This window comes from uncultured Roseovarius sp., assembly GCF_913057115.1.
In the GTDB taxonomy this organism is placed as follows: Bacteria; Pseudomonadota; Alphaproteobacteria; order Rhodobacterales; family Rhodobacteraceae; genus Roseovarius.
The window spans coordinates 1-15,365 of the sequence record NZ_CAJXNN010000040.1; the positions used below are offsets into that span (position 1 = coordinate 1).

At 62.0% G+C, this 15,365-nt stretch carries 10 protein-coding genes; 5 read left to right on the plus strand and 5 right to left on the minus strand.

Annotation, left to right across the window (positions count from 1 at the left end; genetic code table 11):
- Positions 1 to 425 precede the first annotated feature (425 nt).
- A complete protein-coding gene (locus QZ498_RS14315; RefSeq protein ID WP_294623412.1) occupies positions 426 to 1,310 on the minus strand; it encodes a LysR family transcriptional regulator in 885 nt (294 codons plus the stop codon).
- A 252-nt stretch (positions 1,311 to 1,562) separates the two neighbouring features.
- Here QZ498_RS14315 and QZ498_RS14320 point away from each other — a divergent pair, with 252 nt between their 5' ends.
- From QZ498_RS14320 to QZ498_RS14335, 4 genes are all read left to right on the plus strand, one after another.
- The gene (locus QZ498_RS14320; protein ID WP_294623414.1) at positions 1,563 to 2,528 is read left to right on the plus strand and encodes a glycine betaine ABC transporter substrate-binding protein; all 966 of its coding nucleotides are present in this window, start codon (positions 1,563 to 1,565) and stop codon (positions 2,526 to 2,528) included.
- A gap of 74 nt (positions 2,529 to 2,602) precedes the next feature.
- On the plus strand, positions 2,603 to 3,658 hold the full coding sequence (locus QZ498_RS14325) for a glycine betaine/L-proline ABC transporter ATP-binding protein (protein ID WP_294623416.1): 1,056 nt from the start codon (positions 2,603 to 2,605) through the stop codon (positions 3,656 to 3,658).
- Positions 3,655 to 5,196 (plus strand): proline/glycine betaine ABC transporter permease, encoded by a 1,542-nt coding sequence (locus QZ498_RS14330; protein WP_294623418.1) that lies wholly within the window; start codon positions 3,655 to 3,657, stop codon positions 5,194 to 5,196. The genes QZ498_RS14325 and QZ498_RS14330 overlap by 4 nt, the downstream gene beginning before the upstream one ends.
- Entirely contained in the window at positions 5,193 to 5,915 is a 723-nt protein-coding gene (locus QZ498_RS14335) for an alpha/beta hydrolase (protein ID WP_294623420.1), read from the plus strand. The genes QZ498_RS14330 and QZ498_RS14335 overlap by 4 nt, the downstream gene beginning before the upstream one ends.
- Before the next feature lie 739 nt (positions 5,916 to 6,654).
- On the opposite strand, the gene QZ498_RS14340 is transcribed toward QZ498_RS14335, so the two are convergent.
- From QZ498_RS14340 to QZ498_RS14355, 4 genes are all read right to left on the minus strand, one after another.
- Complete coding sequence (locus QZ498_RS14340) at positions 6,655 to 7,728, minus strand: BMP family ABC transporter substrate-binding protein (protein WP_294623422.1); 1,074 nt, start codon at positions 7,726 to 7,728, stop codon at positions 6,655 to 6,657.
- A gap of 48 nt (positions 7,729 to 7,776) precedes the next feature.
- Positions 7,777 to 8,865 carry an ABC transporter permease gene (locus QZ498_RS14345; protein WP_294623424.1) on the minus strand — a complete coding sequence of 363 codons (1,089 nt, stop codon included), beginning with the start codon at positions 8,863 to 8,865 and terminating at the stop codon, positions 7,777 to 7,779.
- Positions 8,865 to 9,947 (minus strand): ABC transporter permease, encoded by a 1,083-nt coding sequence (locus tag QZ498_RS14350; protein ID WP_294623425.1) that lies wholly within the window; start codon positions 9,945 to 9,947, stop codon positions 8,865 to 8,867. Before QZ498_RS14350 ends, QZ498_RS14345 begins: the two co-directional genes overlap by 1 nt.
- A gap of 165 nt (positions 9,948 to 10,112) precedes the next feature.
- Positions 10,113 to 11,630, minus strand: coding sequence for an ABC transporter ATP-binding protein (locus QZ498_RS14355; RefSeq protein ID WP_294623427.1), 1,518 nt, complete (start codon positions 11,628 to 11,630; stop codon positions 10,113 to 10,115).
- Positions 11,631 to 11,805: 175 nt separating this feature from the next.
- Here QZ498_RS14355 and dnaE point away from each other — a divergent pair, with 175 nt between their 5' ends.
- Positions 11,806 to 15,306, plus strand: coding sequence for a DNA polymerase III subunit alpha (dnaE, locus tag QZ498_RS14360; protein ID WP_294623428.1), 3,501 nt, complete (start codon positions 11,806 to 11,808; stop codon positions 15,304 to 15,306).
- Positions 15,307 to 15,365: the final 59 nt, after the last annotated feature.

The window sequence follows — 15,365 nt, forward strand, 5'->3', positions numbered from 1 at the left end:
GTTGAGTAACCGACATGCGGCACGGAGCGGACATTGCCATTGCGCGGAATCAAGGCGCGTAGCGCCGCCGCGCATCGTCATGCTGAAAGCATGCCTTCGGCATGACGCCGCCCCGTCGCCCCAAAGGGGCGCCGACTATAAACGGCACGCCTTCGGCGTGACGGCACGGCGATTGGGTTGGTCTGGGCGCGTCGCGTGTAGGTTACGCGCCAGCTCTTGGATAAAATGCGTTAGCCCCGCCTGATCGCCGCACTTAGGCCCGGTGATTTGCCACTGCGAGTTGTGACATCCAAAGCCAGTTTTTCCTCGCGATCCTTACACTGTATGTGTCAGGAATGGGAACTTCGTCCTTCGTGAAGGCTATTGGCCGCGCGTGAGACCGTGGACACGAGCCAAATAAGCGTCGTGAAGTTCTACGGCGAACCCTACAAAAGCGTCCAAAAATCCCACGCTGTTTGATCGAAGTTCGCCGGGTTGCAAAAGGCCGAGATCGTCATCGGCGCGACCCAGCGCTCACCGCCGATCTGCACCACCTCCCCCGCAGCCAGTTCCGCCGCAATCGCGGTTTCGGGCATCCAAGCAAATCCCGCCCCGGCCAATAGGCGACGCTTGATCGCCTCTACCAAGGCATCGACATAGATCGTTTCCACCGGAAGCTTCTGGCCGTCAACCGTATCGTCGACGACCATGCCCAGAAACGTCGACCTTTCATATGCAAGGTAGGGAATGGGCGCACCCATGGGATTATCCAGTGACCAGCCGAAATCGCGAACGGCACCGGTCGCGGCGACCGGCAGCATCCGGTCCACGGTCAGGTCTTTGCGCTCGAACGCGGTTTCGTCGATCATGGGGGCGACGCTGCGGTGGGCATAGCACAGCAGGATATCGACCGCCCCTTCGACGAGAAGATCGCAACAGGTGCTGAGCGAGTCCGAGATCACTCTTGTGCGCAGATCGGGCAAATTGGCCTGCAAGGTTTCGATCCGGGCCGCAAGGTAATGCACCGAAATCGTGTGCAGGACTGAAAACCGGACAAAGCGGCTGTCGCCCCTATCGGCATCACGCATGGCTTGCCGGGCCTCGGTCAGCCCCGAGATCGACGCCGTGGCGATCGGCAGGAAGTTTTCCCCGGCCTCGGTCAATTGCACCGGATAGGTGGCGCGGTTGATCAGCGGCAGGCCCATCCAGCTTTCCAGCGCCTTGATCCGGCGGGAAAAGGCGGATTGGGTGATGTTCCGCTCATCCGCCGCGCGGGTGAAGTTCCGCGTGCGGGCCAGACATTCAAAATCGCGTAGCCAGTTGAGGTCCAATTGAGCCCCTGATCCAAGGGAATTCGGGGTAGCCTATCCTAAACTATGCAAAATTAGAATAGTTTAATGAAATGTTTGAATTGGCGGTTTTGAAAAGACTCGCTCTAGACTTTTGACATGGATGAAAGACGCCACCGGACCAGGACCTTGTCAACGAAGGCCCATGGCCCGCAAGACCAAAGAACAACATATTAACCCGTTGAAAAACAAAGAAAACGCCAAAAATGGCGCAACCCAACAGAGGAGATACCAATGAAGATCAAGCTCAAATCAATGGCCCTTGCCGCCGCGATGGGCGCGATGGCGATGCCCGCCGCAGCGGCGGAAGAGGTTAAAATAGGCGTGCCATCATGGACCGGCGCACAGGCAATTGCCCATCTTTTAGGCGCTGTCGTTGAAATGCGTATTGGCGGTGAGGTCGAATACGTCCCCGGCAACAACGCCACGATCTTTCAGGCGATGCACCAAGGCGAAGGCGCGATTGACGTGCACCCCGACGTCTGGCTGCCCAACCAGGAAAGCTTCACCAACAAATACGTGAAAGAAGAAGGCACCGTCACCCTGTCGTCCAACCCCTATGAGGGCAATCAGGGGTATTGTGTCTCGCAGCAGTTCGGCAAGGCCAACAACATCACCGACATCGCCGATCTGGGCCGCCCGGACGTCGCCATGAAAATGGACAGCGACGGCAATGGTCTTGGCGAGATGTGGATTGGCGCGCCCGGTTGGGCCTCGGCCAACGTGAACGAAGTGAAGGTGCGGGATTATGGGTTGATGGATTTCATCGAGCCCGTCCGCGCCGAGGAAAGCGTGAAAACCGCGCGGGTCAAAGACAGTATCGCCAAGGGCGAGGGCTATGCCTTTTACTGCTACAAGCCGCATGCGATCTGGTACATGTTCGACGTTATGATGCTGACCGAGCCGACGCATGATCCAGAAAAGTACAAGATGGTGCAGCCCTCGGACGATCCCGATTGGCTGGAAAAGTCTTATGTCGCTTCGAAGGATGCCCTGAAAGAGGTGCAAATCGCCTGGTCCAACTCGCTGCCAGAGCGGTCGCCCGCGATTGCCGAGTTTTTCGAGCGGTTCTCGTTGACTGCCGATGATGTCAGCAGCTTTGCCTATGAGATCAGCGGCAAGGGCCGTGACCCGTCGGACGTGGCGCGTGAATGGGTTGAAGCCAACCCCGAGCGTGTCGACGCATGGCTTGGCCTGTAATCTGACGTGATCCTGGCGGCGCTGGTGTGACTGGCGCCGTCTGACCTTCCCCCCTTCAAACAAGGTACCGCGCGATGAGCGATGAGACCGTCGTTGAGATTTCGAACGTCTGGAAAATCTTTGGCGCCAAGCCCGAGGTGGCCCTGCAGGCGATCAAGGCCGAGGGCCTGACCAAGGCCGAGGTTCTGGCCCAGCATAACGCCGTGGTTGGCGTGGCCGATGTGAGCCTTGAGGTAAAGCGCGGCGAGATCTTCTGCATCATGGGCTTGTCCGGTAGCGGCAAATCCACACTGGTGCGGCACTTCAACCGCCTGTTGGAACCCACGGCGGGCAAGATCGAGATCGAAGGCACCGATGTTATGGCGCTTGGCCCGCAGGAGCTTCAGACCTTTCGCAACCGCAAGATCGGCATGGTGTTTCAGAATTTCGCGCTGATGCCGCACCGCTCGGTTCTGGACAATGTGGCGATGCCCTTGGAAATCCGCGAGGTCGCCAAGAACGAGCGGATGCGGCAGGCGGCGGCCATTCTGGATATCGTAGAACTGGGTGCTTGGGGGGCGAAGTTTGCCCATGAGCTTTCGGGCGGGATGCAGCAGCGTGTCGGCTTGGCCCGCGCCTTGGCAGCGAACCCCGATGTTTTGCTGATGGACGAGCCGTTTTCGGCGCTTGATCCGCTGATCCGGCGGCAGCTGCAGGATGAGTTCATCCGCCTGAGCAAGATCTTGAAGAAGACCACGATTTTCATCACCCATGACTTGGACGAGGCGGTGCGCATCGGCGACCGCATCGCCATCATGCGCGATGGCAAGCTGGTGCAGGTGGGCACCGCCGAGGATATCGTCATGCACCCGGCCGATGATTACGTGGCCGATTTCGTCGCCGGGATTTCCCGCCTCAAGGTGGTGCATGCCCATGCGGTGATGCAGCCGATTGACGATTATATCGCCGCCCATGGCCCCCTGCCCAAGGGCGGGCAGCGCGTGGCCGAAGATGAAACCCTGAGCAACCTGATCACCCGCGCGATTGACGAGGACGACGCCATCGTCGTCGAGGCCGAGGGCCGCGACGTGGGGGTCATCACCCGCGCCGATCTGTTGCGCACCGTGATCGAAGGGACGGAAGTATCATGAGCCAGTCTGATGTGAACCCGCTTGAGGATACCACCAGCGAAGCCGCGCAAGCCTATGCCCGCGAGCGGCAGGAGAGTATCCGCAAATTCGTGCGCACCAACCCAGACTATTATATCGAAAACTTCGACAAGATCGGTGCCTCGTCGCGCTTTACCGCCACTTTCAACTTTTTCGCCGGGCTGTTTGGGCCGGTGTGGTACGGGGCGCGCGGGCTGTGGTCTTGGGCGCTGCCTTTCCTGATCCTTGAAACGCTGGCCTTTGTGCAGATGGCGCGCGGCCTGTTTGGCGATCTGGCCGCCGATGCGCGCGCGCGGATCGAATCCATCGAAGGCACGCTGGAACTGCGCCGACAGCAATTGGCGGCGGCCATCGAATCCGGCTCGGACAAGGTGGATGTTTATCAAAGGACGGTGGACTCACTTGAGGCCAATATCGGCGGTATCCGCGCCGAGGCCGAGGCCTTGGCCGCCGAGGGGCCGAGCATCGCCCTCACCGGGCTTGCCATCTTGCTGGTCGTCAAGGCCGTGCAAGCGGTGGTCGCCAACTGGGCGCTGGAGGCGCGGTTTTCCGAATGGCTTTCGGATAGCTCTGTGCGCTCGGGCATGCCGGTGCAGCACATCGTTCTGAGTGCGATTTTCATGGTGCTGATCGTCTCGGCGGCGATGCTGCATTATAGCTTCCCGGGCCGGTTTGACCTGCTGTCGAACTTCCCCACCGACCCCGATATTCGCCTCACCGGCATCCAATGGGTCGAAGACCTGATCGCCTGGCTGGTGGTCAACACCGAGCTGTTCTTTGACCTGCTGACAGGCGGTATTCGCGCGCTTCTGGACGCGCTTGAAGTGATCCTTGTGCAGACCCCGTGGATCGTCATTGCCGCCCTCATCGTGCTTTTGACATGGCTCACGGCGGGCATCCGCACGGCGATCTATTCCGGGGCCTTTTTGGCCTACATGGGCCTTTTGGGCTTTTGGGAAGGGGCCATGACCACGCTGGCGCTTCTGGGCACAGCGGCGTGCCTGTCGATTGTCATTGGCATTCCGCTGGGCATGTTCGCCGCCCGCCGCCCCCGTTTTTATCGCTTCATCCAGCCGATCATGGACTTCATGCAAACCATGCCCGCCTTCGTTTTCATGGTGCCGGTCATCGCCTTTTTCGGCGTCGGCAAACCGGCGGCGGTGATTGTCACCATGATCTTTGGCGGCACGCCGGTGGTGCGCCTGACGGTGCTGGGCCTGCGCGGTGTGCCCGAAAGCGTGCGCGAGGCGGCGATCAGTTTTGGCGCCAACAAGTGGTACCTGCTGACCAAGGTGGACCTGCCGCTGGCCGCGCCCTCGATCCGAGCCGGGATCAACCAGACGATCATGCTGTCGCTGGCGATGGTGGTTGTCGCCTCACTGATCGGGGCCAAGGGGCTGGGCGAGGACGTGCTGGAAGCGCTGCAATACGCCAACGTGGGCCAAGGTATTCTGGCCGGGTTCTCGATCCTCTTCTGCGCCATGATTCTTGACCGCATCGTGCAGGGCGGACGCAGATGACGCCTTTGGTTTTCGTGCATGGCTTCATGGGCGGCAGCCGCCAATGGGCGGATCAATGCGCGGCTCTCGGTCATAATTTCGAGGTCATCGCGCTGGACCTGCCCGGATATGGCGAGAACGCGCATTTGCAGGCCCCCGACAGTATCGCGGGTTTTGCCGCATGGGCCTTGGACGAACTGAGCAAGCAGGGGGTCGAGCAGTTTCACCTGCTGGGCCATTCCATGGGCGGTATGATCGTTCAGGAGATGGTCGTGCAAGCCCCCGACCGGGTAGAGCGCTTGGTCCTTTACGGCACCGGGGCAGCCGGTGTGCTGCCGGGCCGCTTTGAAAGCATCGACACCTCGAAACAAAGAGCCAGTGCGGATGGCCCCCGCGCCACCGCCCGGCGCATCGCCGCCACTTGGTTTTTGCACTGCGAGGCGGCCTCGGCCTATGAGGACTGCGCCGCGATTGCCGAATGCACCAGCCTACAGGCCATTCTGGCGGGCCTCGATGCGATGCACGGCTGGAACGGGGTGGATCATCTGCCCGCCATTCGCGCGAAAACGCTGGTTCTCTGGGGCGACCACGACCGCACGTACCCCTGGAGTCAGACCGAACAGCTTTGGCAAAGCATCAAGGGCGCAAGCCTTGCCGTCCTGCCCGATTGCGCCCATGCGGTACATTTGGAAAAGCCGGGTCTATTCAATAAAATGCTGGATGAATTCTTGAGAAATTAGGTTAATTGAGGCGGACCCCGAGCTTTTTCTTGGTCCCGCATCTTACCTGTTGGTGGTCCACGCGGTGACGGTTGGCTGGGTTACATTGTCTAGCTATGGCTCGTGCCACCGCGCTGCACGCCAGCTTCGAGCCCTAGCTGGACAGTCTCATCCTTTGGCGCAGGCTTGCCTAAAGCGTTTCTTGGATTCAATTGTCCAGCGCAACGGTTAGTGTTTCATCCTTGAATACCTGATTTGGAGTTCTGGACCCAAGGCATTTTTTGCGGCGGTTGCATCCAAAAGGTCGATCAAAGCTCCCCACTTTGCAAACCCGCACTCCTGCGCAATGCTGGCATTCGCGCCCCGCGCGGAGGCAAGGCCGCAGGCCCGCCGCGCATCGTCATGCTGGAAGCATGCCTTTGGCATGACGCCGCCCGTCGCCCCAAAGGGGCACCGACTATGAACGGCACGCCTCCGGCGTGATGGCATGGCGATTGGGTTGGGCGTGGTACCTTGCTTGGGGGTACGCGCCAGTTCCGGGATAAACTGCGTTAGCCCGGACGGTTGATCGCCGTACCGTGGTCCACCTCTCGGCGATTGCGCGCAATCGCCTGCCGGTCAGTGGTCGATGCGGCGTTGCATAAAGGTGCGCATGAATGCGCACCCTACGGCTTAGGGTTGCGGGGCTGGCCGCACCCAATCCCCCCAACGAAAAAGGCCCCGCGCATGGCGGGGCCTTCGTTGTCCGAAAATCCCCGGATCAGTTGGGGATCTCGCCGGTCAGGCCTTCGACATAGAAATCCATGCCCAGAAGGGTGCCGTCGTCGGCTGTCTCACCCTCGGCCAGCCAGTCGGAGCCGTCCTGCTTTTTCAGCGGGCCGGTGAAGGGGTGATACTCACCTTTGGCCATGGCCTCTTTCAGGGCCAGCGCCTCGGCCTTGACGTCGGCGGGCACGGCATCGGTGATCTCACCGATTTTCACCATGCCTTCGTCGATGCCGTGCCAGATCTGCTGGCTTTCCCATGTGCCGTCCATGACCGCTTGGGTGCGGGCGATGTAGTAGGGCGCCCAATCGTCGATGATGGAGCTGACGCGCGGCAGGGGCGCATATTCAGCCATATCGGACGCCTGCCCGAAGGTGATGACGCCCCCGGCTTTCTCGGCCGCCGCTTGCGGTGCGGTCGAGTCGGTGTGTTGCAGGATCACGTCGGCGCCCTGTTCGATGAGGGCGGTGGCGGCGTCGGCCTCTTTTGCCGGGTCGAACCATGTGTAGGCCCAGATGATCTTGAACTCGACATCGGGGTTCACTTTCTTGGCGTGAATATAGGCGGAGTTGATGCCGCGGATCACCTCGGGGATGGGGTAGGAGGCGATATAGCCGATGATGTTTGATTCAGTCATCTTGCCCGCGATATGGCCCTGCACCGCGCGGCCTTCGTAGAAGCGGGCGCTATAGGTCGAGACATTGGGCAGGGTCTTGAAGCCGGTGGCGTGTTCGAATTTCACGTCGGGGAACTGTTTGGCCACGGCCAGCGTGGGTTCCATGAAGCCGAAGGAGGTGGTGAAGATCAGGTCAGCGCCGTCGAGCGCCATGTTGCGGATCGCGCGTTCGGCCTCGGGGCCTTCTTTCACGCTTTCCTGAAAGACGGTTTCGACCTTGTCGCCGAAGTGCTCTTCAACCGCGAGGCGGCCTTGGTCGTGTTCATAGGTCCAGCCGCCGTCGCCCACGGGGCCGACGTAGATGAAGCCGACCTTGGTGGTGTCTTGGGCCATGGCCGAGGTGGCCATGCCAAGCGCCACGGCGGCACTTGCCAGTTTCTTGAGAAGGGTCATTTTTGCTTGCTCTCCCAGGTGGTTGGATCGTTTCGGTTTTGCTGCCCCTTATTGCGAGGCGTGGAATATGCGGCCCAGCGAGGCGGGCGCGCGGGATTTGTCGGCCGACATGATGACCAGCACGAGGATGGTGATCAAGTAGGGCGACATCGACAGGTATTCGACCTTGAACGGCACGCGGATGCCCTGGGTCAGCAGGGCGAAGGCGAGGCTGGCGGTGAAAAGCGTGCCGACGGTCCAGAGTTGCTTGGTCGTCATGGGGGAATTCGTGGCCGCCTTGACCACGCCGAAAATCATGAGGCCTAGGATCACCGCCCAGCCCAGCGCCGGGATCGGCAATTGCGCGCCGGCGGCTTGCAGGTTGAGTTGCAGCACGGTGATGCCGCCGAAGAGCCAAGCGCCCAGAAGGACGCGGCCTGCTTTCCAACTGGCGAAGACCACCAGCGCAAGGGCGATCCAGCCGGCCCCGGCGGTCATGCCTTCGGTCCATTGCGGCACACGGATGAGGCTGATGTAGGCGCCGCCGAGCCCCGCGCAAGCGCCGCCGAACATGATCGCCAGCATCCGCACCCGCACCACCTTGTAGCCCAGCGCATGCGCGGCATCGTGGTTTTCGCCCACCGCCCGCAGGATCAGGCCCGCGCGGGTGTATTTCAGCACCGCCCAAACCGCGGCGCAAAGCGCGAGGCCCAGGTAAACCATGATGTCGTGGTTGAAGAGGATCGGGCCAAGGATGGGGAGATCGGCCAGCAGTGGGATGTCCAGCTTGCCCGTAGGGGGCGGTTTGATGCCTTGGTAGCCTTGCCCCAGCAGCGCGCTGAGCCCGAGGCCGAAAAGCGTCAGGCCAAGGCCGGAGGCCACTTGGTTGGCCAGCGCCACTTGTGTCAGGAAGGCAAAGAGCAGCGAAAGCCCCGCCCCGCCCGCGGCTGCCGCGACAAAGCCGATGAGCGGCGAGCCGGTGTTGACCGCCGTGGCAAAGCCGCAGATTGCGCCGGTGATCATCATCCCCTCGACCCCGAGGTTCAGAACACCCGTGCGTTCCACCACCAGTTCGCCAAGGGCGGCGATCAGGATGGGCGTCGCCGCCACCATGAGCGAGGCCAGGAGAAGGACGGGGTTGATCGAGCCGAAATCCATCACGCGGCCTCCGCGGTTTTCAAACGCAGGCGGTAATTGGTCAGCAAATCCACGGCGAGCAACACAAAGAGCAGCATGCCCTGGAACAGTTGAATGGCCGCGGCGGGCAGGCCGAGACTGGACTGCGCGATTTCACCGCCGATGTAAGTGAGCGCCATCAGCAGCCCGGCGAGGGCGATGCCGACCGGGTGCAGGCGGCCGAGGAAGGCGACGATGATCGCGGTGAAGCCGTAGCCGACGTTGAAGTCGATGCTGACCTGGCCGGAGGGGCCCGAAACCTCGAACATGCCCGCCAGACCGGCCAGCGCGCCGGAGGTGCCGAGGCAAAAGAGAACCAGCCGCGCGGGTGAGACCCCTGCGAAACGTGCCGCACGAGGGGCTTGGCCGGTGAGGCGGATCTGGTAGCCAAGGATGTGACGGCCCAGCAGGATATAAGCGAAGATCACCGCGATGAGGGCGGCCACAACGCCCCAATGCATGCCGCTGCCGGCGAAAAGCTCGGCGTTATGGGCCGATGGATACTCCTGAAAATTGCGGCTGCCGGGAAAGCCGTAGCCATCGGGGTTCTTCATTGGTCCAAGCGCCATGGCCGCCAGTAGTTGTTCGGCCACGTAGACCAGCATGAGCGAGACGAGAATTTCATTGGTGCCGAACTGCACGCGCAGAAGCGCCGGGATCATCGCCCAGAGCCAGCCGCCCAAGGCCCCCGCCAGCACCATGAGCGGGAAGATGTACCACGCCTCCAGCGGGTAGAAGGCCAGCCCCACGGCGGCCCCGGTGAGCGCGCCGATGATATACTGGCCCTCGGCCCCGATGTTCCAGATGCCCGCCTTGAAGCCGAGCGCCAGGCCAATGGCAATGAGCACCAAGGGCGCGCCTTTGACCAGAAGTTGCGGGCGGTAATAGAAGGCGTGTTCGCCAAAGAGCGGCTGCCAGAAGATCGTGGCGATGGCCTCGACCGGGTCCTTGCCAAGCGCGGCGAAGAGCACGCCGCCCAAGAGCATGGTCAACACCACCGCGAGAAGCGGCGCGGCCCATGTCCAGAAGCGCGAGGGTTGGGGGCGTTTTTCAAGTTTCAGCATGGGCGCGTCTCATCGACGTGGTTGGGGGGCGCTGCCCCCGACGTTGAAACCCTGCGGCTTTCAACGCCTCCCCCGGGATATTTATGAACAGAAGAAGACTGAAGCGGCCCCTTCTTCTGTTCAGAAATATCCCCGCCGGAGGCATGAAATCTTTGTTGGACGCGATCAGCCATGCGCCACCTCCATGCCATTGGCACCGCCCATCATCAGGCCAATTTCCTCGAGGCTGAGCTCTTGCGTGGGCATGGCCGCGGAGAGTCGGCCTTCGTTGAGCGCGGCGAAGCGGTCGGAGATTTCCATCAGCTCGTCGAGGTCCTGGCTGATGCAGAGGATGGCGCTGCCGTGGGCGGCGAGGTCGAGCAGGGCTTGGCGGATCGCGGCGGCGGCGGCGGCATCGACGCCCCATGTGGGTTGGTTGACGACCAGCACCTCGGGGCGTTGCAGCACCTCGCGCCCGATGACGAATTTTTGCAGGTTGCCGCCCGAAAGCGCGCGGGCGGCGGTCTCGGGCCCCGGGGTGCGCACGTCGAAGCGGTCGATCACCCGGGTGGCGAAACTGCGGGTGGCGGGCCAGCGGATGAAGCCACGGCTCAGCAGGTTTTCACGGTCTGCCCCTGTGAGCAGGGCGTTTTCCGTCAGGCTCATGTCCGGGGCGGCGGCGTGGCCCAGCCGTTCCTCGGGGGCGGTAAGCAGGCCCATGCGGCGGCGCGCGGCGGGCCCTTTTCGCCCGATGGCGTGGCCGCGCAGGGTTATGGCGCGCGCGGCGCTGCGCGTCTCGCCGGAGAGCGCGGCCAGCAACTCATCCTGCCCATTACCCGCGACGCCGCCGATTCCAAGGATTTCGCCCTCGCGCACGGCGAAGTGAATGTTGCGAAGTGGCGTGCCGAAGGCCGAGGGCGCGGGCAGCGACAGCCCGGTGACGTCAAGCGCCACGCCCCCGGGCGTGCGCCCTTCGCGGTCGGGGGCCTCGAAGCTGCTGCCGACCATCATTTGCGCCATGTCGCGCGCCGAGGTGTCGCGCGGCACGCAGGTGCCGACGTTGCGCCCTTGGCGCAGGATGGTCGCGCGGTCGCAAAGCGCGCGAATCTCTTCCAGCTTGTGGGAAATATAGAGGATCGCCACCCCTTCGGCGGTGAGTTTGCGCAGGGTCTCGAACAGGATTTCGACCTCTTGCGGGGTGAGAACCGAGGTGGGTTCGTCCATGATCAGCAGGCGTGGATCTTGCAGCAGGCAGCGGATGATTTCCACCCGTTGCCGTTCCCCTGCTGAAAGATCGCCCACCATGCGGTGCGGGTCGAGCGGCAGTCCGTAGGTTTCCGAGACCCGGCGGATTTGGCCCGCAAGGTCGCGCAGGCGGGGCGGGTTTTCCATGCCGAGCGCCACGTTTTCCGCCACGCTGAGCGCATCGAAAAGCGAAAAGTGTTGGAACACCATGGCGACGCCCGCGGCGCGCGCCGCGCGCGGCTCGGGAGGAGCAAAGGCTTTGCCGTGCAGGGTCATTTGGCCGCTGTCGGGTTTGACGAGGCCGTAGATCATCTTGACCAGCGTGGATTTGCCCGCGCCGTTTTCGCCCAGAAGGGCGTGCACCTCACCGGGGGCGATGTCAAAAGACACGTCGTCGTTTGCCACGACCCCGGGATAGGCCTTGGTCAGTCCCGAGATGGTAAGCAAAGTCGTGGTCACGCGGTGATATTCCGATGGTGGCTTGCGGCAGTTGCCATTGACTAGCGCAGGGGCGGGCCGGGGGGCAATGGGGCTTTGGCGCTTTTATGCACGGTACGGGCGCATTTGCCCGGTTTTTCGGCAGCGCGACCCGAGGCCTCTTTTGCAGGCGGGCGGCTCGGGCTAGGGTCGGGGCATGAGCAGTGATCCCCGATTCATTCATCTTCGTGTCCATACCGAATACTCCCTTCTGGAAGGGGCGGTGCGGTTGAAAAAGCTGCCCGGTCTGTGTGCCGATGCGGGGATGCCCGCCGTGGCGGTGACCGATACAAACAACATGTTCGCCGCCCTTGAATTCTCGGTGACGGCCCAAGGCGCAGGGGTGCAGCCGATCATGGGCTGTCAGGTGGATGTGGAATATGTGCAGGCGCAGCCGGGTGAGCGTGTGAAGCTACCTGCGCCGGTGGTTCTTCTGGCGCAGAACGAGGAGGGATATGAGCATCTGATGAAGCTCAATTCATGCCTTTATCTGCGGGGCGATGGGCAATTGCCGCATGTCACGGTGGAGGAGTTGGAGCGCTATGCCGGGTCGGTCATTTGCTTGACCGGTGGGCCGGACGGGCCGGTGGGGCGGCTGTTGCAGGCCGGTCAGCGGCCTGCGGCGCAGGCGCTGATGGAGCGGCTGAAGGCAGCGTTTGGGGATCGGCTTTACGTGGAGTTGCAGCGCCACCCCGGCGAGGACGGTGCGCCCGAGGCTGAGCGCCTGACCGAGCGGGGCTTTGTCGAGATGGCCTATGCCATGGACCTGCCGCTGGTCGCGACCAATGATGTCTATTTCCCTGAAGAGAAGATGTACGAGGCGCATGACGCGATGATCTGTGTGGCCGAGGGGGCCTATGTGGATCAGTCCGCGCCACGCCGCCGGTTGACCCCGCAGCATTACTTCAAGACGCCCGGCGAGATGGCGACGCTGTTTGCCGATCTGCCGGAGGCGATCGACAACACCGTGGAGATTGCCAAGCGCTGTGCCTTCGGGGCCTATCGGCGTGATCCGATCCTGCCAAGGTTCGCCGATGACGAGGTGGAGGAATTGCGTCGTCAGGCCAAGGAAGGGCTTGAGGCGCGGCTGGCCGTGATCCCGCATGCGACCAGCGTCGAGGACTATCACAAGCGGCTCGATTTCGAGCTGGATATCATCGAGGGGATGGGCTTTCCGGGGTATTTCCTGATCGTGGCCGATTTCATCAAATGGGCCAAGGAGCATGACATCCCGGTGGGGCCGGGGCGGGGGTCTGGGGCAGGCTCACTGGTGGCCTATGCCCTGACAATCACCGACCTTGACCCGCTGCGCTACAGCCTGCTGTTCGAGCGGTTCCTGAACCCCGAACGGGTTTCCATGCCCGACTTCGATATCGACTTTTGCATGGATCGCCGCGAGGAGGTGATCCAGTACGTTCAGGAAAAATATGGCCGCGACAAGGTGGGGCAGATCATCACCTTCGGTGCGCTTCTATCGAAGGCGGCGGTTCGCGATATTGGCCGGGTTTTGCAGATGCCATATGGGCAGGTGGACCGCCTGTCGAAGATGATCCCCGTGGAGGGGGTGAAGCCGGTGTCCATCGAAAAGGCCCTCAAGGACGAGCCGCGCCTGAGCGAGGAGGCGCGAAGCGAAGAGGTGGTCGACCGCCTGCTGAAATACGGGATGCAGGTGGAGGGGCTGCTTAGGAATGCCTCGACCCACGCCGCGGGGGTTGTGATCGGTGACCGGCCCTTGGACGCGTTGGTGCCCTTGTATCAAGACCCACGATCCGACATGCCGGCCACGCAGTTCAACATGAAATGGGTGGAACAAGCAGGGCTTGTGAAGTTCGACTTTCTGGGTCTGAAAACCCTGACCGTTATTCAGAATGCCATTGAACAGATCCACGCCGAGGGGCGCGATCTGCATATCGCGCAAGACGGCAGCACGATTTACGAGCCTTTCGAGGGGGCCGAGAACGACATCGGGCAAATCCCGCTGGATGATGAAAAGACCTATGAGCTTTACGCCCGCGCCAAGACGGTGGCGGTGTTCCAGGTGGAAAGTTCGGGCATGATGGATGCCCTCAAACGCATGAAACCCACCTGCATCGAGGATATCGTGGCGCTTGTGGCGCTGTACCGTCCCGGCCCGATGGAAAACATTCCCAAGTATTGCGAGGTGAAGAACGGACTGAGCGAGCGCGATTACCTGCACAAATCGGTGGATCATATCCTAGACGAGACGCAGGGCATCATCGTTTACCAGGAACAGGTGATGCAGATTGCGCAGGAGATGGCGGGGTATTCGCTCGGCGGAGCCGATCTGTTGCGCCGCGCCATGGGCAAGAAGATCCAGGAGGCGATGGACGCCGAACGCCCCAAGTTCATCGAAGGTGCCAAGGCCAACGGTGTGGATGACCAGAAGGCGCTGGAGGTCTGGAACCTTCTCGACAAGTTCGCCAACTACGGTTTCAACAAGTCGCACGCGGCGGCCTATGCGGTGGTCAGTTACCAGACCGCATGGCTCAAGGCCAATCACCCGGTGGAGTTCATGGCCGGGGTGATGAACTGCGATATTCACCTGACCGATAAGCTGGCCGTGTATTTCGAAGAGGTGAAAAAGGGGCTGAAGCTGCCCTATGCGCCACCCTGCGTGAACCGCTCGGACGCGGTATTCAAGGTGAAGGGCGGCGTGCTGCACTATGCGCTGGGCGCGTTGAAAAACGTCGGCGTGGAGGCGATGCGCCTGATCGTGGAGGGGCGCGGCGAGAAACCTTTTGCGACGCTTTATGATTTTGCCCGCCGGGTGGATTTGAAGAAGATCGGCAAGCGGCCGCTTGAGATGCTGGCCCGTGCCGGGGGCTTTGACGAGTTGGACAGCAACCGCCGCCGCGTCTTCGACAGTATCGAGGCGCTGATGAATTACTCCGCCGCCATTCACGAGCAAAAGAACTCCAACCAGGTGTCCCTGTTTGGCGAGGCGGGTGACGACCTGCCTGAACCGCGCTTGAGCCCGGTGCAAGACTGGCTTCCGGCGGAGCGGCTGACCGAGGAGTTCAAGGCGGTGGGCTTTTACCTGTCGGGCCATCCGCTGGATGACTACATGGGCGCGCTCAAGCGCAAGGAGGTCAAGACGCTGGACGAGGTGACCGCACTGGCCGAACAAAAGGGTGCGGTTGTGGTCAAGATGGCGGGGGTCGTGGCCGGACGGCAGGAGCGCAAATCGGCGCGCGGCAACCGTTTTGCCTTCGCACAGCTGTCCGACACCACGGGGGGCTATGAGATCACGCTGTTCTCGGAAACGCTGGAGAAATCGCGCGAGTATCTGGAGACCGGATCGCAGGTGGTGGTGACCGCCGAAGCGACCATGGAGAGCGACCAGTTGAAATTGCTGGGCCGGTCGGTGTCGCCGATTGACGGGGTTGTGGCCGATGCTGGCGTCATGGGCCTGCGGATTTTCGTGGATACCGAAACCGCGATCACCTCGGTCGCGCAGGTTTTGCAGAACGCAAAAACCGCGGCCAAGGGGGCGCGTGGGCCGGTGCAGTTCTGCCTGATGGCGCAGGGGTTGCCCGGCGAGGTGGAGATCGACGCGGGCGACGAATTTCCCGTCAACCCGCAGATCAAGGGCGCGATCAAAAGCCTGACCGGCGTGGTTACGGTCGAGGAGTTTTAGGGCGCGCTGTGCCTAAAAGCACGGGGCAAGCTGCAGACCTTGTCATATGAGTATTTGAG